At 73.8% G+C, this 19,962-nt stretch carries 14 protein-coding genes and 2 pseudogenes; 14 read left to right on the top strand and 2 right to left on the bottom strand.

Annotation, left to right across the window (positions count from 1 at the left end; translation table 11 throughout):
• Window positions 1-48: 48 nt before the first annotated feature.
• A complete protein-coding gene (locus ACIG0D_RS06930) occupies window positions 49-1,113 on the bottom strand; it encodes an Rv2578c family radical SAM protein (protein WP_399796785.1) in 1,065 nt (354 codons plus the stop codon).
• A 157-nt stretch (window positions 1,114-1,270) separates the two neighbouring features.
• Here ACIG0D_RS06930 and ACIG0D_RS06925 point away from each other — a divergent pair, with 157 nt between their 5' ends.
• The 14 genes and pseudogenes from ACIG0D_RS06925 to ACIG0D_RS06860 all read left to right on the top strand — a co-directional run bounded on the left by ACIG0D_RS06925 (window position 1,271) and on the right by ACIG0D_RS06860 (window position 18,701).
• The gene (locus ACIG0D_RS06925; RefSeq protein ID WP_399796783.1) at window positions 1,271-1,714 is read left to right on the top strand and encodes an SRPBCC family protein; all 444 of its coding nucleotides are present in this window, start codon (window positions 1,271-1,273) and stop codon (window positions 1,712-1,714) included.
• 161 nt (window positions 1,715-1,875) lie between these two features.
• Window positions 1,876-4,281, top strand: a complete 2,406-nt coding sequence (locus ACIG0D_RS06920) for an MFS transporter (RefSeq protein ID WP_399796782.1) — start codon at window positions 1,876-1,878, stop codon at window positions 4,279-4,281.
• A gap of 187 nt (window positions 4,282-4,468) precedes the next feature.
• Window positions 4,469-5,302, top strand: a complete 834-nt coding sequence (locus tag ACIG0D_RS06915) for a M55 family metallopeptidase (protein WP_399797083.1) — start codon at window positions 4,469-4,471, stop codon at window positions 5,300-5,302.
• Window positions 5,295-6,599, top strand: a complete 1,305-nt coding sequence (locus tag ACIG0D_RS06910) for a M20/M25/M40 family metallo-hydrolase (protein ID WP_399796780.1) — start codon at window positions 5,295-5,297, stop codon at window positions 6,597-6,599. Before ACIG0D_RS06915 ends, ACIG0D_RS06910 begins: the two co-directional genes overlap by 8 nt.
• Window positions 6,600-6,603: 4 nt before the next feature.
• On the top strand, window positions 6,604-8,571 hold the full coding sequence (locus ACIG0D_RS06905; RefSeq protein ID WP_399796778.1) for a prolyl oligopeptidase family serine peptidase: 1,968 nt from the start codon (window positions 6,604-6,606) through the stop codon (window positions 8,569-8,571).
• On the top strand, window positions 8,568-9,491 hold the full coding sequence (locus ACIG0D_RS06900) for an LD-carboxypeptidase (RefSeq protein WP_399796776.1): 924 nt from the start codon (window positions 8,568-8,570) through the stop codon (window positions 9,489-9,491). The genes ACIG0D_RS06905 and ACIG0D_RS06900 overlap by 4 nt, the downstream gene beginning before the upstream one ends.
• A gap of 119 nt (window positions 9,492-9,610) precedes the next feature.
• Window positions 9,611-9,787: pseudogene (locus ACIG0D_RS06895) on the top strand (peptidase S15); the annotation flags it as partial.
• Window positions 9,788-9,869: 82 nt separating this feature from the next.
• Window positions 9,870-10,433 carry a GNAT family protein gene (locus ACIG0D_RS06890; RefSeq protein WP_365766697.1) on the top strand — a complete coding sequence of 188 codons (564 nt, stop codon included), beginning with the start codon at window positions 9,870-9,872 and terminating at the stop codon, window positions 10,431-10,433.
• A gap of 96 nt (window positions 10,434-10,529) precedes the next feature.
• Window positions 10,530-12,511, top strand: a pseudogene (locus tag ACIG0D_RS06885) (DUF5107 domain-containing protein).
• A gap of 40 nt (window positions 12,512-12,551) precedes the next feature.
• Window positions 12,552-13,073 carry a phage holin family protein gene (locus ACIG0D_RS06880; protein WP_399796775.1) on the top strand — a complete coding sequence of 174 codons (522 nt, stop codon included), beginning with the start codon at window positions 12,552-12,554 and terminating at the stop codon, window positions 13,071-13,073.
• 505 nt (window positions 13,074-13,578) lie between these two features.
• Window positions 13,579-14,202: a hypothetical protein gene (locus ACIG0D_RS06875; RefSeq protein ID WP_399796773.1), complete on the top strand. Its 624-nt coding sequence runs from the start codon at window positions 13,579-13,581 to the stop codon at window positions 14,200-14,202.
• Between the two features lie 255 nt (window positions 14,203-14,457).
• A complete protein-coding gene (locus tag ACIG0D_RS06870; RefSeq protein WP_399796772.1) occupies window positions 14,458-17,166 on the top strand; it encodes a CHAT domain-containing protein in 2,709 nt (902 codons plus the stop codon).
• A gap of 311 nt (window positions 17,167-17,477) precedes the next feature.
• On the top strand, window positions 17,478-18,131 hold the full coding sequence (locus ACIG0D_RS06865) for a DUF6338 family protein (protein WP_399796770.1): 654 nt from the start codon (window positions 17,478-17,480) through the stop codon (window positions 18,129-18,131).
• A gap of 111 nt (window positions 18,132-18,242) precedes the next feature.
• The gene (locus ACIG0D_RS06860; RefSeq protein WP_399796767.1) at window positions 18,243-18,701 is read left to right on the top strand and encodes a hypothetical protein; all 459 of its coding nucleotides are present in this window, start codon (window positions 18,243-18,245) and stop codon (window positions 18,699-18,701) included.
• A 169-nt stretch (window positions 18,702-18,870) separates the two neighbouring features.
• Here ACIG0D_RS06860 and ACIG0D_RS06855 read toward each other — a convergent pair whose 3' ends face one another.
• Window positions 18,871-19,962 (bottom strand): enolase C-terminal domain-like protein, encoded by a 1,092-nt coding sequence (locus tag ACIG0D_RS06855; RefSeq protein ID WP_399796766.1) that lies wholly within the window; start codon window positions 19,960-19,962, stop codon window positions 18,871-18,873.

The raw sequence follows: 19,962 nt of genomic DNA, 5'->3' as shown, positions 1-19,962 counted from the left end.
TCAGGCGAGACTTGACCCAATTGAGCCGCTATATGCGCCCCAATGCGCTCACAGCAGCGTCAGTTGGGTCGGTTCCGAGGAGGCCGTCGGGGCCGGTGCCGGGGTCGCCGCCGGGTCCTGCCGGGCCGGGCGGACGCGGCGCGGCATCCCCGCCCGCGCGGGGCCGATGCCGTACTCCTGGGCCAGCTCGTGCACCTGGCGGGTGATCCGGCGCTGGTACCACTTCGGGGCGTACGCGCCGTCCGCGTACAGCCGCTCGTAGCGGCGCACCAGATACGGGTGCTCACGCGCCAGCCACGCCATGAACCACTCCCGGGCGCCGGGCCGCAGATGCAGCACCAGCGGCGTCACGGACGTGGCCCCGGAGGCGGCGATCGCCCGCACGGTGGCCCGCAGCTGCGCCGGCTCGTCGCTCAGGAACGGGATCACCGGCGCCATCAGCACCCCGCAGCCGATCCCGTGCTCCCCGAGGGTGCGTACGACGTCCAGGCGCCGCTCGGGCGCCGGGGTGCCCGGCTCCACGGTGCGCCACAGCGCGGGGTCGGTGAAGCCGACCGAGACGTTGACGCCGACGTCCGTCACGCGCGCGGCCTGGGTCAGCAGGTCCAGGTCGCGCAGGATCAGGGTGCCCTTGGTCAGGATGGAGAAGGGGTTCGCGTGGTCGCGCAGGGCGGCGAGGATGCCCGGCATCAGCTGGTAGCGGCCCTCCGCCCGCTGGTAGCAGTCGACGTTGGTGCCCATCGCGATGTGGTCGCCCTGCCAGCGCCGGGAGGCGAGCTGGCGGCGCAGCAGCTCCGGGGCGTTCACCTTCACCACGATCTGGGTGTCGAAGCCGAGGCCCGTGTCCAGGTCCAGGTAGCTGTGGGTCTTGCGGGCGAAACAGTAGACGCACGCGTGCGAGCAGCCGCGGTAGGGGTTCACCGTCCACTCGAAGGGCATGCGGGAGGCCCCGGGCACCCGGTTGAGGATCGAACGGGCCCGCACCTCGTGGAAGGTGGTCCCGCGGAACTCCGGGGTGTCGAAGGTGCGGGTGGTCACCGCGTCCGCGCCGAACAGCGCGGCGTCGGCCCGGGCGTGGTCGTCGGACCCGACGGAGAGGTTCTCCCAGCGCATGACGCCTCCTCGATAGTGCTCGACCACAGAATAGAACACTTGTTCCCATGATCGTGCGAACGAGTGTGCGGGCATACCCGGACCCCGATTTGGGCGGCCGGGCGCCGGGGTGGTTGGCTTGCCCCAACCCCGAGAACCCAGGTGCTGGAGGAACGCAATGGCGCAGGTCGAGGCCACTACCGAGCGGGTCGTCGCGGCGGACGCGGAGACGGTGTTCGACACCCTCGCCGACTACAGCGGCACGCGTGCGAAGCTGCTGCCCGAGCACTTCAGCGAGTACGAGGTGCGCGAGGGCGGCGACGGCGAGGGCACCCTCGTCCACTGGAAGCTCCAGGCCACCAGCAAGCGCATCCGCGACTGCCTCCTGGAGGTCACCGAGCCCTCCGACGGCGAGCTGGTCGAGAAGGACCGCAACTCGTCCATGGTCACCACCTGGCGGGTCACCCCGGCCGGCGAGGGCAAGTCCCGCGTCGTCGTGACCACGGTCTGGAACGGCGCCGGCGGCATCGGCGGCTTCTTCGAGAGGACCTTCGCCCCCAAGGGCCTCGGCCGGATCTACGACGCGGTCCTCGCCAAGCTCGCCGCGGAAGTCGAGAAGTAGTCAAGACTCAATCGTTTACGGGGCGTTGGCGCTCTCACCGGATCGAGTGGTTCTCCGTATCGACCGGCTTTATGCCGTGACTCGTCGCACTTGCCCGTAGTTGTCGCTTCGCGCAGGACTTCTGTGCGCAGCGTGCAGCGGCGCGGCGAGGGGAGCGGTACGTGGGCGGGATCACTCTGGTGCAGGACGAGCCGGTCGCGGCGACGCCCCCGCCGCCTCCGGCCCCACCCGTCGCGGAGACCGTCGAACTCGGCCCGCGCCGGGTGCGGTTGGTGTTCTTCGCGCTGCTGCTCGCCCTGCTCCTCGCCGCCCTGGAGCAGATGATCGTCGCCACGGCGCTGCCGAGGATCGTCGGCGAACTCCACGGCCTGGACAAGATGTCCTGGGCGATCACCGCCTATCTGCTCACCGCCACCGTCGGACTGCCGATCTACGGCAAACTCGGCGACCTGCTCGGCCGCAAGGGCGTCTTCCAGTTCGCCATCGTCGTCTTCGTCGCCGGCTCCGCGCTCGCGGGGCGCGCGCAGACCATGGACCAGCTGATCGCCTTCCGCGCGTTGCAGGGCGTCGGCGCGGGCGGACTCATGATCGGCGTCCAGGCGATCATCGCGGACATCGTGCCGCCGAGGCGGCGCGGCCGGTTCATGGGCCTGATCGGCGCCGCCTTCGGACTCGCCTCGGTGGCCGGACCGCTGCTCGGCGGCTACTTCACCGACCACCTCTCCTGGCGCTGGTGCTTCTACATCAACGTGCCGTTCGGCCTGGTCACCCTCGCCGTCGTCGCCCTCGTCCTGAAACTCCCCAAGCCCACCGCGAAACCCCGCTTCGACGTGCTCGGCGCGCTGCTGCTCGCCGCGGCCTCCACCTGCCTGGTCCTGCTGACCAGCTGGGGCGGCACCGAACACGCCTGGGACTCGCGGGTCATCCTCGGCCTCGGCGCGGGCGCCCTCGCCGCCACCGTCCTCTTCCTCATCGCCGAGCGCTTCGCCGCCGAACCCCTCATCCCCCTGCGGCTGTTCAAGGACTCCGTCTTCAACGTCACCGGCCTGATCGGTCTCGTGGTCGGCGTCGCCCTGTTCGGCGCGGCCGGCTATCTGCCGACCTACCTCCAGATGGTCGACGGGGCCAGCGCCACCGAGTCCGGGCTGCTGATGCTGCCCATGATGGGCGGCATCGTCGGCGCCTCCATCGTCTCCGGCCAGCTCGTCAGCCACACCGGCCGCTACAAGCTCCACCCCGTCCTCGGCAGCGCGCTGTCCGCGCTCGGCATGTGGCTGCTGTCCCGGCTGGAGACCGACACGCCCCGGCTGCACTACAGCATCTGGATGGCCGTCCTCGGCGCCGGGATCGGCCTGGTGATGCCCGTGCTGATCCTCGCCGTGCAGAACGCGGTGCGCCCCGCCGACCTCGGCACCGCCACCAGCGCCAACAACTACTTCCGGCAGATCGGCGGCAGCGTCGGCGCCGCCGTCTTCGGCACCCTCTTCGCCGACCGGCTCACCGACGCCCTCGGCGACCACCTGCCCGCGCGCGACGGGGCCCGGCTGCCGGACCCGGAGTCCCTGACCCCCGAGCTGGTCCACGCGCTGCCCCCCGCGCTGCGCGACAACTACATCCAGGCCTACGCCGACGCCATGCCGAGGATCTTCCTCTACCTCGTGCCGGTGCTCGTCCTCGGCCTGCTCATCGCCTGCTTCCTCAAGGAGAGACCACTGGTGTCCCACAACGCCCCCGCCACCGCCCCGGAGACCCCGACGGTGCCCGCCCCGGGGCCCGCGCCGTTCCCGCGCGCCCGCCCGGCGCACACGGGCGGCATCCCGGTCTGCGGCACGGTGCAGCACTCCGACGGGACCGTCGTGCCCCGCGCGGCCCTCACCCTCATCGACGGTGCCGGACAGCAGATCGGGCGGGGCGCCAGCGGCGAGGACGGGCGGTACGCGCTGGCCACCCCGGGCGTCGGTGCGTACGTGCTGATCGCCGCCGCGGGCGGCCACCAGCCGCAGGCGGTCTCCGTGACCGTCGGCGAGCGCCCCGTCGAGCTGGACGTCGTCCTCGGCGGCGCCGGACGCCTCGCCGGGACGGTCGTCACCGCCGACGGCACCCCCGTCCGCGACGCCACCGTCACCCTCACCAACGTGCACGGCGAGGTCGTCGCCGCCACCCGCAGCGGACGCGAGGGCGGCTACCTCATCACCGAACTCGTCGCCGGCGAGTACACCCTCGCAGCCAGCGCGCCCGCGTTCCGCCCCGCCGCGCTCCCGGTCACCGTCCAGGCCGCCCGCGAGACCCGCCAGGACATCGAACTCGCGGGCGGCGCCGTGCTGCGCGGCACCGTACGGGCAGGCGGCGGACGGCCCGTCGAGGACGCCCGCGTCACCCTGCTCGACGCGGCGGGCAACGTCGTCGACACCCTGACCACCGGCCCCGACGGCACGTTCCGGTTCGTCGACCTGTCCTCCGGCGAGTACACCGTCATCGCCGCCGGTTACCCGCCCGTGGCCACCGTGCTCCAGGTGGCGGGCGGCGGCCGTACCGAACGCGACCTCCAGCTGGGACACGAGGACTAGACCGTTGGCGGGGCGCGCGGCGCCCCGCCAACGGCCGCTCCTCACCGCCGAGTCGCCCCCGGCGAAGCCGCCGGGGGCGCCCGCCGCGGGGCAGGCGTCCGTGCGTACGTTCTGGTCTGGCGTCGGGGCCGCGCGTAACGTGTGGGCGACAAGATCCGCGGTCCGCGGCAGCGGAGTGAGGAGCATGGTGAAGATCCTCATCAGCGCCGACATGGAGGGCGCCACCGGTGTCACCTGGCCGGCCGACGTCCTGCCGGGAACACCGCAGTGGGAGCGATGCCGCGCGATGTTCACCTCGGACGTACAGGCCGCCGCGCTCGGCTTCTTCGACGGCGGCGCGGACCGGGTCCTGGTGAACGAGGCGCACTGGACGATGCGCAACCTGCTGCTGGAGCGGCTGGACGACCGGGTGGAGATGCTGACCGGGCGGCACAAGGCGCTGTCCATGGTGGAGGGCGTCCAGCACGGCGACGTCGACGGCATCGCCTTCGTCGGCTACCACGCGGGCGCCGGCATGGAGGGCGTCCTCGCCCACACCTACCTCGCCAACCAGATCACCGGCGTCTGGCTGAACGACGTCCGCGCCAGCGAGGGACTGCTCAACGCCCATGTCGTCGCCGAGTACGGCGTCCCCGTCGTGCTGGTGACCGGGGACGACGTGGCCTGCGAGGACGCGCTCGGCTACGCGCCCGAGGCGCCCAAGGTCGCGGTGAAGGACCATGTGTCGCGGTACGCGGCGGTGTGCCGTACGCCCGCCAGGACCGCCGCCGACATCCGGGCCGCGGCGAAGGAGGCGGTGACGCTCGCCGGGCGGCGCGAACCGGTCACCGGCGGACCGCACACGGTCGCCGTGGAGTTCGACGCCGAGCACCTGGCGATGGCGGCCACCGTCGTGCCGGGCGTCGACCGGATCGGCGAGCGCAAGGTGGCGTACACCAGCCCGACCATGTACGAGGGGATCCGCACCTTCAAGGCGGTCACCACCGTCGTCTCGGCCGCAGTGGAGGAGCAGTATGGCTGACGGGCGCGCGCTGGACGAGGTCGTCGAGTTCACCTCCGGCCTGATCCGCGTCGACACCACCAACCGGGGCGGCGGCGACTGCCGGGAGCGGCCCGCCGCCGAGTACGCGGCGGAGCGGCTGGCCGACGCGGGCGTCGAACCCACACTGCTGGAGCGCACCCCGGGCCGCACCAACGTCGTCGCCCGGATCGAGGGCACCGACCCGTCCGCCGGCGCGCTGCTGCTCCACGGCCATCTGGACGTCGTCCCCGCCGAGGCCGCCGACTGGAGCGTGCACCCGTTCTCCGGGGAGGTGCGCGACGGGGTCGTCTGGGGGCGCGGCGCGGTCGACATGAAGAACATGGACGCGATGATCCTCGCCGTCGTCCGGTCCTGGGCGCGGGAGGGCTTCCGGCCCCGCCGGGACATCGTGATCGCGTTCACCGCCGACGAGGAGGCCAGCGCCGAGGACGGCTCCGGGTTCCTCGCCGACACCCACCCGTACCTGTTCGAGGGCTGCACCGAGGGCATCAGCGAGTCCGGGGCGTTCACCTTCCACGACGGCGCCGGCCGGCAGATCTACCCGATCGCCGCCGGGGAACGCGGCACCGCCTGGCTGAAGCTCACCGCGCGCGGACGCGCCGGGCACGGCTCCAAGGTGAACCGGGAGAACGCGGTCACCCGGCTCGCCGCCGCGATCACCCGGATCGGCGCCCACGAGTGGCCGCTGAGGCTCACCCCGACCGTGCGGGCCGCGCTCACCGAACTCGCCGCGCTCTACGGCATCGACACCGACCTGCGCGACGTCGACCGGCTGCTGGAGAAGCTCGGCCCGGCGGCCAAGCTGGTCGAGGCGACCGTACGCAACAGCGCCAACCCGACCATGCTGGACGCCGGTTACAAGGTCAACGTCGTCCCGGGCGAGGCCGTCGCCTACGTCGACGGCCGGTATCTGCCCGGCGGCGAGGACGAGTTCCGCGCCACCCTCGACCGGCTCACCGGCCCGGACGTGGACTGGGAGTTCCACCACCGCGAGGTCGCCCTCCAGGCCCCCGTGGACTCACCGACGTACGCCCGACTGCGCGCCGCCGTCGAGGAGTTCGCCCCCGAGGGACACGTCGTGCCCTACTGCATGTCCGGCGGCACCGACGCCAAGCAGTTCTCCCGGCTCGGCATCACCGGCTACGGCTTCACCCCGCTCAAGCTCCCCGAGGGCTACGACTACCAGGCCATGTTCCACGGCGTGGACGAGCGAGTGCCGGTCGAGGCCCTGCACTTCGGCGTCCGGGTCCTCGACCGCTTCCTGCGGACGGCCTAGGCGGATGGGAGACCAGGTGCACACCCTGCCCTACGGCTCCTGGCCGTCACCGATCGACGCGGCCCTCGCCGCCGCCCACGACGGGCGCCCCGACTGGGTCGGCTTCGTCGGCGACGAGGTGTGGTGGACCGAGCCGCGGCCCGCCGAGGGCGGCCGGCGCGCCCTGGTGCGGCGGCGCACGGACGGCACCGAGGAGCAGGTGCTGCCCGCGCCGTGGAACGTGCGCAGCCGGGTCTGCGAGTACGGTGGCCGGCCCTGGACCGGCGCCGTCGTGGACGGCCGCCCGCTGGTGGTGTTCGCGCACGGCGCCGACCAGCGGCTGTACCGGTACGAGCCGGGGCGCGGCGCGCCCCGTCCGCTGACGCCGCTGTCCGCGGTGGGCGGCGGGCTGCGCTGGGCCGATCCGCTGCTGCGGGCGGAGCGCGGCGAAGTGTGGTGCGTGCTGGAGGAGTTCACCGGCGACGGGCCCGGTGACGTCCGCCGGGTCCTGGCCGCCGTACCGCTGGACGGCTCGGCCGCCGACGACCGCGCGGCGGTCCGCGAACTGAGCGACGGCGCGCACCGGTTCGTCACCGGGCCGCGGCTCGCGCCCGACGGGCGGCGGGTGGCCTGGCTCGCGTGGGACCATCCGCGGATGCCGTGGGAGGGCACGGAACTGATCGTCGCCGAGGTCCGGGCGGACGGGAGCCTGCGGGGAGCGCGGACGGTGGCCGGCGGGCCGGACGAGTCCGTCGCCCAGGCCGACTGGTCGGCGGACGGCCGGCTGCTGTACGCGAGCGACCGTACCGGCTGGTGGAACCTCTACCGCGACGGGGAACCGCTGTGCCCGCGCGAGGAGGAGTTCGGCGGACCGCTGTGGGAGGTCGGACGCCGGTGGTTCGCGCCGCTGGACAGCGGGCTGATCGCCGTCGTGCACGGCCGGGGATCGGCCGTGCTCGGGGTACTGGATCCCGAATCCGGCGAACTCGTCGACACGGCGGGCCCGTGGACCGAGTTCGCGGCCACCCTCGCCGTGCACGGCGAGCGCGTCGTCGCCGTCGGCGCCAGCCCGCGCACCGCCCACGAGGTCGTCGAACTCGACACCCGGACCGGCCGGGCCCGCGTCGTCGGCGCCGCGCACGACGACGCCGTCGACCCCGCCTACTACCCCGAGCCGCAGACCCGCACCTTCACCGGCCCCGACGGCCGCGAGATCCACGCCCGGGTGTACCCGCCGCACCACCCCGCCTGCACCGCCCCCGCCAGCGAACTGCCGCCGTACGTCGTCTGGGCGCACGGCGGGCCCACCAGCCGCGCCCCGATCGTCCTCGACCTCGACATCGCGTACTTCACCTCCCGCGGCATCGGGGTCGCCGAGGTCGACTACGGCGGCTCCAGCGGATACGGCCGGGCCTACCGGGAGCGGCTGCGCGAGCAGTGGGGCGTGGTGGACGTCGAGGACTGCGCGGCCGTCGCCCGCGCCCTCGCCGACGAGGGCACCGCCGACCGGGCGCGGCTCGCCATCCGGGGCGGCAGCGCGGGCGGCTGGACCGCCGCGGCCTCCCTCGCCGCCACCGACGTCTACGCCTGCGGCACCATCATCTACCCCGTCCTCGACCTCACCGGCTGGGCGTCGGGCGGGACCCACGACTTCGAGTCGCGCTATCTGGAGAGCCTGGTCGGGCCGCTCGACGAGGTGCCCGCACGGTACGCCGAGCGCTCCCCGGTCACCCGGGCCGACGACATCGCCGTACCGTTCCTGCTGCTCCAGGGGCTGGACGACGTGGTGTGCCCGCCCGCGCAGTGCGAGCGGTTCCTGGCCCGGCTGAACGGGCGGCGCGTGCCGCACGCGTACCTCGCCTTCGAGGGGGAGGGGCACGGATTCCGCCGGGCGGAGACCATGGTGCGCGCCTTGGAGGCCGAACTGTCCCTGTACGCCCAGGTGTTCGGGCTGCGGGTGCCCGGCGTGCCCCGGCTGGAGCTGACCGAGTGAAGGAACTCCTGCGGCCCGCCCGGCTCGCCCCCGGCGCCCGGGTCGCCGTCGTCGCCCCCAGCGGGCCGGTGCCCGAGGAGCGCCTCCAGGCCGGGCTCGACGTGCTGCGCGGCTGGGACCTCGACCCGGTCGTGGCCCCGCACGTCCTCGACCGGCACCCGGAGTTCCGCTACCTCGCGGGCACCGACGCCGACCGCGCCGCCGACTTCCAGGCCGCCTGGTGCGACCCGTCCGTGGACGCGGTGCTGTGCGCCCGCGGCGGCTACGGCGCGCAGCGGACGGCCGACCTGCTCGACTGGGAGGCGCTGCGCGCCGCCGGGCCCAAGGTCCTGGTCGGCTTCAGTGACATCACCGCCCTGCACGAGGCGTTCGCCGTCCGCCTGGGCCTGGTCACCCTGCACGGGCCGATGGCCGCCGGGATCGACTTCCTTAAGAACGCCCGCGCCCAGGAGCACCTGAAAGCCACCCTGTTCGCGCCGGAGACGGTCCGCACCATCGCCTCCCCGGGACGCGCCCTGGTGCCGGGCCGGGCCCGCGGGACCCTGTTCGGCGGCTGTCTGAGTCTGCTGGCCGCCGAACTCGGCACCCCGCACGCCCGGACCTCCGCGCGTGGCGGGCTGCTCTGCCTGGAGGACGTGGGGGAGGAGACGTACCGCCTGGACCGCTGCCTCACCCAGCTTCTGCGGTCCGGCCGGCTCGACGGGGTGCGCGGGGTGCTGCTCGGCTCGTGGGAGGAGTGCGGGCCGTACGACCACGTGCGCGCCCTGTTCGCCGAACGGCTCGTGCCGCTCGGGGTGCCGGTGGTGGAGGAGTTCGGGTTCGGGCACTGCGCGGGGGCGTTGACGATTCCCTTCGGTGTGGCCGCCGAACTCGACGCGGACGCGGGTACGTTGACGCTGGACGAGCCCGCACTGCGCTGAGCGCCCTCAACCCCGGCCGCTACCCGGCCGACCGGACCGCCGAACTGCTCGCCTACGCCCGCAGCGTCTCCCCGGTCTCCTACCTGCACCGGGTCCGGACCCCCATCCTGCTGTGCCCCCCGTTCACCGTGACCCTGCCCGGCATCGTGCACCGGTACGAGCCGGGACACCGGCTGCGGTTCGTGATCGCGGCGAGCGACGGCGCCTACTTCGGCAACCGGGGCGTCAAGCCGGTCACCGTGGTCAGCGCACCCGACGGCACCGGCGTGCTGCGGCTGCCGGTGACCGGCGGCTGAGGCGGACGGCAGGTGAGGCGGGCGGACGGCAGGTGAGGGTGGCTCTTCTGAAGCGTCGCCCTTCCCGTCGTACGCTGGTGCGGTGCCGCACACCACGTCCCGCTACCTCGCCGAAGGCCCCCGAGTGGGCATACGCCACTTCACCCACCGTGACGGTGCCGAGTTCACCGCGCGGGTCCGGGAGAGCAAGGACCTGCACCACCCCTGGCTGTTCCCGCCGGACACCCTCGAGGCGTACGCCGCCTACGCGGGCCGGCTGATCGACGACCCGGCGAAGGCGGGCTTCCTGGTCTGCGAGAAGGACGGCCCGGCCGGGCCGGGGGCCATCGCCGGGTTCATCAACATCAACAACATCGTCGGCGGCGGCTTCCAGTGCGGCGCCCTCGGCTACGGCGCCTTCGCGCACGCCGCCGGGCGCGGGCTGATGAGGGAAGGCCTGGAGCTGGTCGTGCGGCACGCGTTCGGGCCGATGCGGCTGCACCGCCTGGAGATCAACGTCCAGCCCGGCAACACCGCCTCCATCAACCTGGCGAAGGCCCTCGGCTTCCGGCGCGAGGGCTTCTCGCCGAACATGCTCTTCATCGACGGCGCCTGGCGCGACCACGAGCGCTGGGCGCTCACCGTCGAGATGCGGGAGTCCACGTGACCTCTCGTCGGACCGGCTGACGTACGGCGCCGTGGCCGCCTTTTGCCCAATCCTGACCCGTAGGTCCCCTGGGCAGGGTGCCGGGCGCCGGGTTCCATGGAGATCGTGACCACGATCCGACGTGCCGTAGTGACGCTGCCCGCCGCCGAGTTGGGTCCCGACAACCCGCTGCCCGCGCTGCGCCCCCTCGACGACGTCCACCGCGTCGACGAGCGCGACCGCCGCGACCTGCCACCGGACATGGCCCGCCAGATCGGCTACGAGCCGCTGCGCAGCCTGCTCCCCGTCCCGCTCCGCGACGGCTACGACCGCCACCGCGCACCCCGCGACCTCGACGCGCTGGTCCTCGAGAACGACCGGCTGCGGGCCACCGTCCTCCCCGGCCTCGGCGGACGGCTCGTCTCACTGGAACACCGGGGACGCGAACTGCTCTACCGCAATCCCGTCCTCCAGCCCGCCAACTTCGCAATCAACGGCGCCTGGTTCTCCGGTGGCGTCGAATGGAACATCGGCGCCACCGGGCACACCACCCTCTCCTGCGCACCCCTGCACGCCGCCCGCGTCCCCGCCCCCGACGGCGGGGAGATGCTGCGGCTGTGGGAGTGGGAACGCCTGCGCGACCTGCCGTTCCAGTTGGACCTGTGGCTGCCCGACGGCTCCGACTTCCTCCACGTCGGCGTCCGGATCCGCAACCCGCACGAGCGGCCCGTGCCGACGTACTGGTGGTCCAACATCGCCGTCCCCGAGGAGTGCAGGGTCCTCGCACCGGCGGAGGAGGCCTGGCTGCCCCACTGCCTTGACGGCGTGGGTGGTACCCCGATCGGCTATGAGCGGAGACTGCGGCGGGTGCCGGTCCCGACGTACGACGGGGTCGACCGCACGTACCCGCTCAACAGCGTCTACGCCGCGGACTGGTTCTACGAAGTGCCCGACGGGCGGCGCCGCTGGATCGCCGCCGTCGACGCCGCCGGGCACGGCCTCGTGCAGACCTCCACCGACGTGCTGCGCGGGCGCAAGCTGTTCGTGTGGGGCACCGGCAGCGGCGGGCGGCGCTGGCAGGACTGGCTCACCGAGCCCGGCACCGGCGGCTACTGCGAGATCCAGGCCGGACTCGCCCGCACCCAGCTGGAACACGTCCGGCTGGAGGCCGGGAGCGAGGTGTCCTGGCTGGAGGTCTACGGTCCGATCGACACCCCGCCCGAAGGGGAGTGGGCGGACGTGCTGCGCACCGCCGAGGACCGGCTGGAGGCGGTACTGCCGCGCCGTGCCGTCGAGGAGGCGTACGCCGCCTGGACGCCGTACGCCGACACCGAACCCGGTGAGATCCTCGCCCGCGGCTCGGGCTGGGGCGCGCTCGAAGGGGTGCGCGGCGGCTGGAAGCTGCCCGGCACGCCCTTTCCCGAGCACACCCTCGGCGACGCCCAGGCGCCCTGGCTGCACCTGCTGCGCGCCGGTGCGCTGCCCGAGCCGCGCCGCAGCGGTCCGCCCGGCCCCACCCTGGTCGCCCCGCACTGGCGGGACATGCTCGAGACCGCGCCCGCCACACCCCTCACCGAGTACCACCTGGGGATCGCCCAGTGGCACGCCGGGGACCGGGCACAGGCCGTGCGCAGCTGGGAACGGTGCCTCGCCCTCACCCCCGGCGACTGGCCCGCCCTGCGCTGCCTCGCCGTCGCCGACCGCGCGGACGGCCACGACGAGCGGGCCGCCGACCGGTACGCACAGGCCTTCGACCGGCTGTGCCGGGAGGATCCCGAGGGGCCGCCGGCCGAGTCGCCGCCGCGCTCGGCCGCGAGGCCGTCGAGACGCTGCTCGCGGTCGGCCGCACCGCCGAGGCGCGGGCCGTGTGGGACGGCCTCGGTCCCGCCACCCGGGCGCGCGGCCGGTTCCGGCTGCTGGAGGCGGAACTGCTGCTCGCCGAGGGACGCCCCGACGCCGCACGCGCCGTGTTCGACGCCGGGTTCGAGGTCGCCGACCTGCGGGAGGGCGCCGAGGCGATCGGCCTGCTGTGGGCCCGGCTGTCCGACGCGCCGCTGCCCGCGCGCCACGACTTCCGGATGCGCCCGCCCACGCCGTGACCAAGCGTTACGCGCCACCCGCGCCGGGTACCCGGCGGCCATGGACCGCTTGGATCATCTGGAGCATCTGGACAAACACCTCGCCGACGAGCTGGCGCAGGTGGCACGCGAGACGATCCGCGACGAACTGCGGCAGCAGACCCGCAAGCAGCGCCGCACGGCGATGCTGTACGCCGCGTCCGGCACCGTCGCCCTCTACGCGGGCGCGGCCCTCGCGCTCGCCGTCGGGCTCGCCCTGGCGCTGGTGCTGCCGGACTGGGCCGCCGCGCTGATCACCGCGGCGATCCTCGGCGCCGTCGCCTACGCGCTGCGCGGCGCCGCCCGGCCCAAGCACACCTCGGAGTACGACGCCGGGCGGGAGCGCACCGCCGGCGCCACCCCGCCCGCCGGGGCGCCCGGCGGGCGCGGCCCGGCCTACCCGCCGATGCCGCCGGTCGCCCCCGGCGGGGCCGGCGCCGCCACGGGCGCGCCCGGCGCGGGCACCCCGGCCCCCGGCGGGATCGGCGCCCCGGCGCCGCGGCCGGACGACATCGACCCCGAGCAGCCGCACCACCGGGCGTGATCGTGCGGCACGGGCCGGGGACGCCGTCGCGGCGCGGCAGAACCGTGGTCGTCACCGGGGCGAGCGGAGGCGTGGGCCGGGCGACGGCCCGCGCCTCCGCCGCGCGCGGTCAACACCCCGCAGTTCGACTGGCTGCTGAGCCGGATGCCGGGGCGGCTCCACCTGGCCACCCCGCTCGTCGACGCCGTGGCACCCGGGCTGCTGGGCCGCTACCTCGAGCGCACCGGGGACGGCAGCCGGCAGGAGCGGACCGGACCCGGACGGGTCCCCGGCGGCGGCAGCGGCGCGGCCGGGTGGGCGCCGTGCTCACCGTCGGCGCGGGAGTGCCGGCCGCGAGGCGGCTGGCCCGGCGCTGACCGGTCGGTCGCTGCCGGGGTGGGGGACCGGACCGGCCACGGGCCCGTTCCCCTTAGAGGACGCGGGCGTGCGAGGTTCCGGCGTCGGTATCCGACCGACCGGGCCGGACGAAAGCGGTCACGGCCGGTCCGCGCGCAGGGGAGAGCACATGCGGGGCAGCACGATCAGGGCCGGACGGGCGGCTGCTCTCGTCGTGGGGGCGATCCTCGCCACCGCATGCGGTGAGGGCGCCGGCCCTCCCGCCGGTTCTGCCGCCGCCTCTCCCACGCCCTCACCCCCGTCGGCGAAGTCCTTCGGGCGGCACGGCGTACTGAAGGACCTGCGCGCGGCCGTCGCGGCCGCCGGGTCGGCGGAGGGCAAGGTGGAGTTGGGGTTCGGCGTGTCCCCTCAGCGCCTCGACCGTGCCGGCCCCGAGAAGGAACGCAAGGTGGCCGCGCTCATGACGCGACTGGCCCCCTGCACGGTGGGCTGGACCCCCGCCGAGACCCGGTACGGCTCTCCAGGCGCCGTCGATCCGGCCACCACACGGCGGCAGCTCGACGCCGTCCTGTCCGGCCTCGCGGCGCGGGGCTGGAAGGCGACCGCGTCGCCGAGGGAGACGCCGCTCGGGAACGACGGCACCTACTTCATGGCTTCGTACGAGAAGCACGGCTGGTTCCTGCACGCCCGGCACGCCCAAGCGCCCGCCCTCGACCACATGACCGTGATGGCCACGGAGGAGGCCTGCTACGCCCGGCTCACCGACGAGGAGCGGGCCCTGATCGAGGACTAGGCGGTGCTCGCTCACCGGGTGCCCCGCTGTGCGGAGCGCACGGAGCCGGGAGGGAGCGCGCGCCGCAGCACAGTGGGCTCCGGCGGCTCCCTGTGGCAGTTCCCCTCACGGTCCCTTCGGTCGTACGGTGGTCGCCGAGTCGGCCGGAGAACCGGGGCCGCGGGATCCACCGGACCACGTCGTGACGCACCCGGGGGCTCCGGAGGCACAGGCGGTACGCGGCGGCGGGCGGCATCGGGGATCGGGGGGCACGGGGTGGAACTCCACAACCTGGCCACGCGCTTCTTCGAGGTGCGGACGCAGTACTGGACGGCGGCTGACGCGGGGCAGCCCACCGCACAGCTCTTCGAGCAGCTGACCACGCTCGGACGACGGGTCCTGGCGCTGGCGCAGCGGCCCGGTGACGACACACCGGCACAGGTGAAGGCGTCCGACATTGCGGGCATCCTGCTGGACGCCTACGGCCGGGAGCTGACCACCCACCAGGCAGGGGTGCGTACGCACCGGCAGGTCAAGGAGCACTGGGCGCAGGCAGAGGAGTTCACGCCCCACGCGACCGCGGACCAGCTCCGCAGCTTCCTGGCGAGCCAGGCCCAGTACGAGCTGCAGGAGGGCCGGGCCAGCGAGGCTCTCGCGCTCGTGGACCGGGCCACGCGGCAGCCGGAGAGTCCGTCCCGGGCCACGCACGGCACAGCGCCCGCCCCCTACGGCGACCTCCGCGTCCTGCGGGCCGAGGCGCTGCACCGGCTGTACGACGCCGAAACCGCGCTGGAGGTGCTGGCACCGCTGGAGGAAGAACTCGCCGCGATGCTCCCCGACGGGCCGATCGACCAGACCGACCCCGACGCGATGCGCCCCCTCGCGGCGCTCCTCGCGCGGGGCGGTGACGGTCCGGCGACGGCCGCCCGGCTGCTTCAGGCCTCCACCGTCTACTCACGGCTGCTGGACGTGAAGGCGGGCGCACTGCGCGACTCGGGCGCGCCGGTGGAGGCGGAGCGGGCATACCTGATGGGCATGGCGCAGTACGCGGCGTCGGGGCTGCCGGAAGCGGGGCTGCTGCAACTGGCCCGCTGCGCACTCGACCGTGGCGCGGTGGCCGAGGCAGGCCGACACCTGGACGCCGCCGCCCCGCTCTTCGAGGGCGCCCGCGCCGAGGACCGGACCTCGATGCGGGCACATCTGCGGCTGGTGCGGGGTGCCGTCTACTGCCGCATGCGGGCCGAGGCGGCCCGGCTGTCGGAGGCGAAGGGGTGGCCGGAGCAGGCCCTGCGCTGGTGCCGGCGCGGGGTGCGTCAGTTGGCCGACCGTCCCGACGACTCCGTCGCGGCCGGCCTGCACGCCGAGCGCGCCCGGGCCCACCGCGGCCGTGCGGACCGGGCCGGTGCGGCGGGCTCCTATCTCGACATGGCACTCGCCCTCGACCGGGTACTGCGCGTCCCGCTGGGCCATCGCTTCGACACACTGCATCTGCGCTTTCGCCGGCCGTTGTTCGAGGAAGCACTGGCTTTCGCGGAGGAGACCCGCGACGCCCGACTGTGCGCCGTCGTCACCGATCTGCTCAAGGCCCGCGCCTTCTCGGCTCGGCTCTCTCTGGCGCGCTCGGACGCGCGGCGCGCGGCGGACGGCTCCGCCGCGCCCACCGGACGGGACCCGTGGCGTGGACCGGACCACGGCAGGTTCGCCGAACTGACCGCGCGCATCATGGCCGCCGAGCGACGCGGCTCCCCGGAGGAAGCCGCCCGGCTGGGCGCCGAACGAGCCGAGCTGCTCACCAAGATCCGCGCCGTGGACCCGCGCTGGCACCTCATCAGGGACGACCCGCCCTTCGACCCGGACCGCCTCACCCGCTTCCTGGCCGCCTACGGCACCGCTGCCCCGGGCGGCAACCCCGGCCCCTGCGTGGCCCTGAGCCTGTACGAACGCCCCGGTGGCATCCTCGCCCTGCTGGCGACACCGGACGGCAGGCTGCGTACGAGCGTCCGGCGGCTGGAAGACCGCACGCTCGACGCGCTGGCGGCCCACCAGCGCGAACTCCTGCGATACGGAGTCCGACGCCTGGAGTTCTGGGGGCACCACGGCATCGGTCTCGCCGATCTGATCCCCGAAGCCTTCGCCGAGGAGATCGCGCACAGCGGCACCTGCCTGCTCTCCCCGCACGGCAGGCTGCACAACCTGCCGTGGACGGTCGTCCGCCACCGGGGTCGTCACGTGATCCGCGGCACGGCCATCGGCGTCGTCCCCAACCTGTCGTGTGTGCCGCTCCTTTGCGACCGGTCCGACGAGAAGCCGGTCCGGGCGACACTCCTGGGCGTGGACCGGCCGCACCGCGGCGAGCCGCTCCCCGGAGTGCTGGCGGCGGTCTGCCGCGCAGCCGAAGAGCTGGGACCCGAGCGGCTGCGCGGGGAACCGATCACCGGCCGCGGCGCCACTGTCGGCGTGCTGCACGACCTGCTGAACTCCGGGCCGCCGGGCGACCGCACGGAAGTGCTCCAGATCATCACCCATGGCGTGATCGCACCCGGCGAACCTTTCGGCGCGGGCGTGTGGATGGCCGACGGCACACTCGAAACGGGCCAGGTGCTCATGAGCCGGACGGCCTTCGAGGAGGTGCTGCTCACCATGTGCAGCACCGGCCTGCGCGCCACGAGCGACCACAGCGGCGGGCCCGGGGCGCTCGCCAGGACGACGCCCGGGAGGCCGCGCGACCTCGAACTCGCCGGTGACGCCGCCAACGCGCTGGTCCACGCCTTCCACGAGGCGGGGGCGGCCTTCGTGCTCGCCAGCCCCCTTCCGGTCTCCTCCGGGCCCGCGACCCGGCACGCCCGCCACTGGTTCGACGCCCGCTGCCGGGGCAGCGCTCCGCTGGAAGCCGCCCGCCGGGCCGCGGTGGCGTTGCTGGACCAGGACGACGCACCGGAACGGATCGACAGGTGGGCCGGTATCACGGCCTACGGAGCAAGGTGACCACCGTCCCGGGAGGACGGGGACGAGTACCGAATGCGGACTGCCGACAGGCGGGAGGAACGACGATGACGGACGAGACGGAGCCGCGGCCGGTCACCCCCGGGCCCTTCGAGGAGGAGGCCGTCGAGGCGGGGGCGGACGGTGCCGACCAGGATGCGGAACCGGAGGGGGACCATTGGCTGGGCGTCCTCGTCAGCAGGTACCGGGCCGGCGACCGTCATACGCACCCGCCCGTCCCGCAACCGCCGCCGACCCCGCCGACCGACCCGGCTTCACCGGTTCCACCGTCTCCGCCCGCCGAGTGACCCTCCATGCCCTCCGACCTCGCCGGCCTCGCGGCCCTGCTGTACGCGGCCGTGCCCGGTTACCTCTATCTCGTCCGGTACGAACGCCACCGCCTGCGTGAACGGCCGAGCGCCGCACGGGAGATCGCCGAACTCTTCTCTGTCGGCGCCTTCGCGACGCTGGCCGCGGCGGCGAGTGTTCTCACCCTCGCCGAGTACGTACCGGGCCTGGCCACACTGGACGGCACCCTGTCCGGCGCGGCGTACGCCCGCTCACACGCCGGTCACCTCATCCGCTCCGGCCTCCTCGTCCTCGTCCTCAGCACACTCGCCTGCGTCGCGCTGGGGGAGCTGCGCGGCCGTCGTGACGGTGCCGGCAGCTGGTCGACGGCTCCCGGCACCGTGTGGACCGAACTCCTCAGGCCCCAGCGTGGAGAGGCCGATCCCCGGGTGTGCGTGCTGATGGACGACGACACACAGGTGCACGGCAGCGGACACATGGTCTCCGACGAGCGCGACACCTACTACCGGGACGTCGCCCTGCACCACCCCATCTCGATCCGCCGCCCCGGCGAGGCCCACCCGCAGCCCTCGGACGCGGACTTCATCATCATCCCCGGCGCACACATCCGACTCATCGAAATCACCGTGGTCCCCGTGCACCGGTCCGCCCGGAACTGACGGCGAGAGACCGGGTGCACCGGCAATTCCATCGACGGAAAAACCTTTCTGCGTTCCCGTCATTCCATTGATTTCTCCCGGAGGGTCCATTCCTCTTTCTGGCGGCGTCTCGTGCTGGCATTCTGGGTGCCTCGCGGCAAACAGCTCACGGGTGGGGGTGCGGTGGCGAACGGACAACGCGGCGCGCTGGGGCAGCTGACCAGAATTCTGAGCCTGGTGGCGCTCGTAGCGGTCTACATCGGCAGCCTTTGGGCCACGTACCGGCAACTGGATGCCGAACCGGCCTTCGAGGGAGCACTCGGAGTTCCCAGCTGGGTTCACGCCACGCTGGTCATGGGACTCGTGGTGGGCGGCGGACTGGGTGTCACCGCGGCGATCATCGACGGCCGTTCCGAATCGTCCGCCTGGGTGCTCACCCTGGCAGGCGTGGCAGCCGCACTCGCCTGGAGCCTATGGGCCTCCGTCCGCACGGAAAACGATACGGTGGGCATGCTCTTCGTCGCCATTTCGCCTTTGATCAGCCTGCTGGCTCTGGTCGAGCTGACGCGCCGATTGCGTACACGCGCATAGGTGAAGCCACGAACGGCCGTGAAGTGCTGCGGGATTCCCTGCCGGACTCGGTTTCCGGACAGCACCAGGAACATCCACGGGACCGCCTGGAGCGTTTCTCACCGATCACCGGATTGTTGGTCCGGCCGTTGTGTGATCGCATCTCCGCGGGTGATCTGCGAGAGAGCTCCTAGGCCACCCGGAAGTCCTCCACCTCGTCCGTGCGCAGCGTCAGGCCGTGGCCCACGCCCGCCGTGGGGCGGACGGTGCCGCCCGTGGGGTCCAGGACGCCGTCGAAGAACATCGCCTCGACGCGCACATGGTCGTGGAACCACTCCAGGTGGCGGAGGTTGGGCAGTGAGGCCGCCGCGGCGGCGTGCGCGTGCGGGGCGCCGTGCGCGGAGATCTCCAGGCCGTGGGCCTGAGCGAGGGCCGCCGCCCGCAGGAACTCCGTGATGCCGCCGCAGCGCGTGGCGTCCACCTGGAGACAGTCGACCGCGCCGGCCGCGATCAGCCGGGCGAAGGACGGCAGGTCGTAGCCGTGCTCCCCGGCCGTCACATCGCAGACCACACTGTCGCGGATCAGCCGCAGCCCGGCGAGGTCGTCCGACGCCACCGGCTCCTCGAACCAGCTCACCCCGTGCTCGGCCAGGGCCTGTCCCACGCGGACCGCCTGCTTGCGGGTGTAGGCGCCGCCCGCGTCCACGTACAGCTCGGCGGCCTCCCCGACGACCCGGCGGGCCGCGCGCACCCGGCCCAGATCGCGGGCCACCGCCCGGCCCTCGCTCTCGCCGATCTTCATCTTCACGCGCGGGATGTGCTGCCCGTGCACCCAGCCGTTCAGCTGCGCGGCCAGATGCTTGTCGTGGTACGTGGTGAAGCCGCCGCTGCCGTACACCGGCACCCGCTCGCGGGCCACGCCCAGCAGCCGGGCCAGGGGCAGCTCCAGCAGGCGGGCCTTCAGGTCCCACAGGGCGATGTCCAGCGCGGAGATCGCGCAGGCCGCGATACCCGGACGGCCCGCGTCGCGCACCGCCCGGACCAGGACGTCGTGCACGGCCGGCACGTCCAGCGAGGAGCGGCCCACGACGAGCGGGGCGAGATGGTCGCGCAGGAAGTCGCCGACCGCGGGCGGGCCGTACGTCCAGCCGGTGCCGGTCGCGTCGCCCGCCGACACCTCGGCGAAGACGACCGTGGTGGTGTCCCAGGCGAAGGTGCCGTCCGCCTCCGGCGCGTCCGTCGGCACCGTGTACACCGACACGGCGGGTAAGCGCAGCAGCAT

Origin of the sequence: Streptomyces sp. NPDC052773, from assembly GCF_044547145.1 — a bacterium.
Taxonomy (GTDB): domain Bacteria; phylum Actinomycetota; class Actinomycetes; order Streptomycetales; family Streptomycetaceae; genus Streptomyces.
The sequence above is the reverse complement of the archived record's forward strand: the minus strand, read 5'-3'. Positions and strand labels throughout refer to the sequence as shown.

Excerpts from the sequence above, each read along its gene's own strand:
- ACIG0D_RS06930 (WP_399796785.1), bottom strand. The coding sequence starts at position 1,113 with ATGCGCTGGGAGAACCTCTCCGTCGGGTCCGACGACCACGCCCGGGCC.
- ACIG0D_RS06855 (WP_399796766.1), bottom strand. The coding sequence starts at position 19,962 with ATGCTGCTGCGCTTACCCGCCGTGTCGGTGTACACGGTGCCGACGGAC.
- ACIG0D_RS06925 (WP_399796783.1), top strand. The coding sequence starts at position 1,271 with ATGGCGCAGGTCGAGGCCACTACCGAGCGGGTCGTCGCGGCGGACGCG.
- ACIG0D_RS06910 (WP_399796780.1), top strand. The coding sequence starts at position 5,295 with ATGGCTGACGGGCGCGCGCTGGACGAGGTCGTCGAGTTCACCTCCGGC.
- ACIG0D_RS06880 (WP_399796775.1), top strand. The coding sequence starts at position 12,552 with ATGGACCGCTTGGATCATCTGGAGCATCTGGACAAACACCTCGCCGAC.
- ACIG0D_RS06875 (WP_399796773.1), top strand. The coding sequence starts at position 13,579 with ATGCGGGGCAGCACGATCAGGGCCGGACGGGCGGCTGCTCTCGTCGTG.
- ACIG0D_RS06905 (WP_399796778.1), top strand. The coding sequence starts at position 6,604 with ATGGGAGACCAGGTGCACACCCTGCCCTACGGCTCCTGGCCGTCACCG.
- ACIG0D_RS06865 (WP_399796770.1), top strand. The coding sequence starts at position 17,478 with ATGCCCTCCGACCTCGCCGGCCTCGCGGCCCTGCTGTACGCGGCCGTG.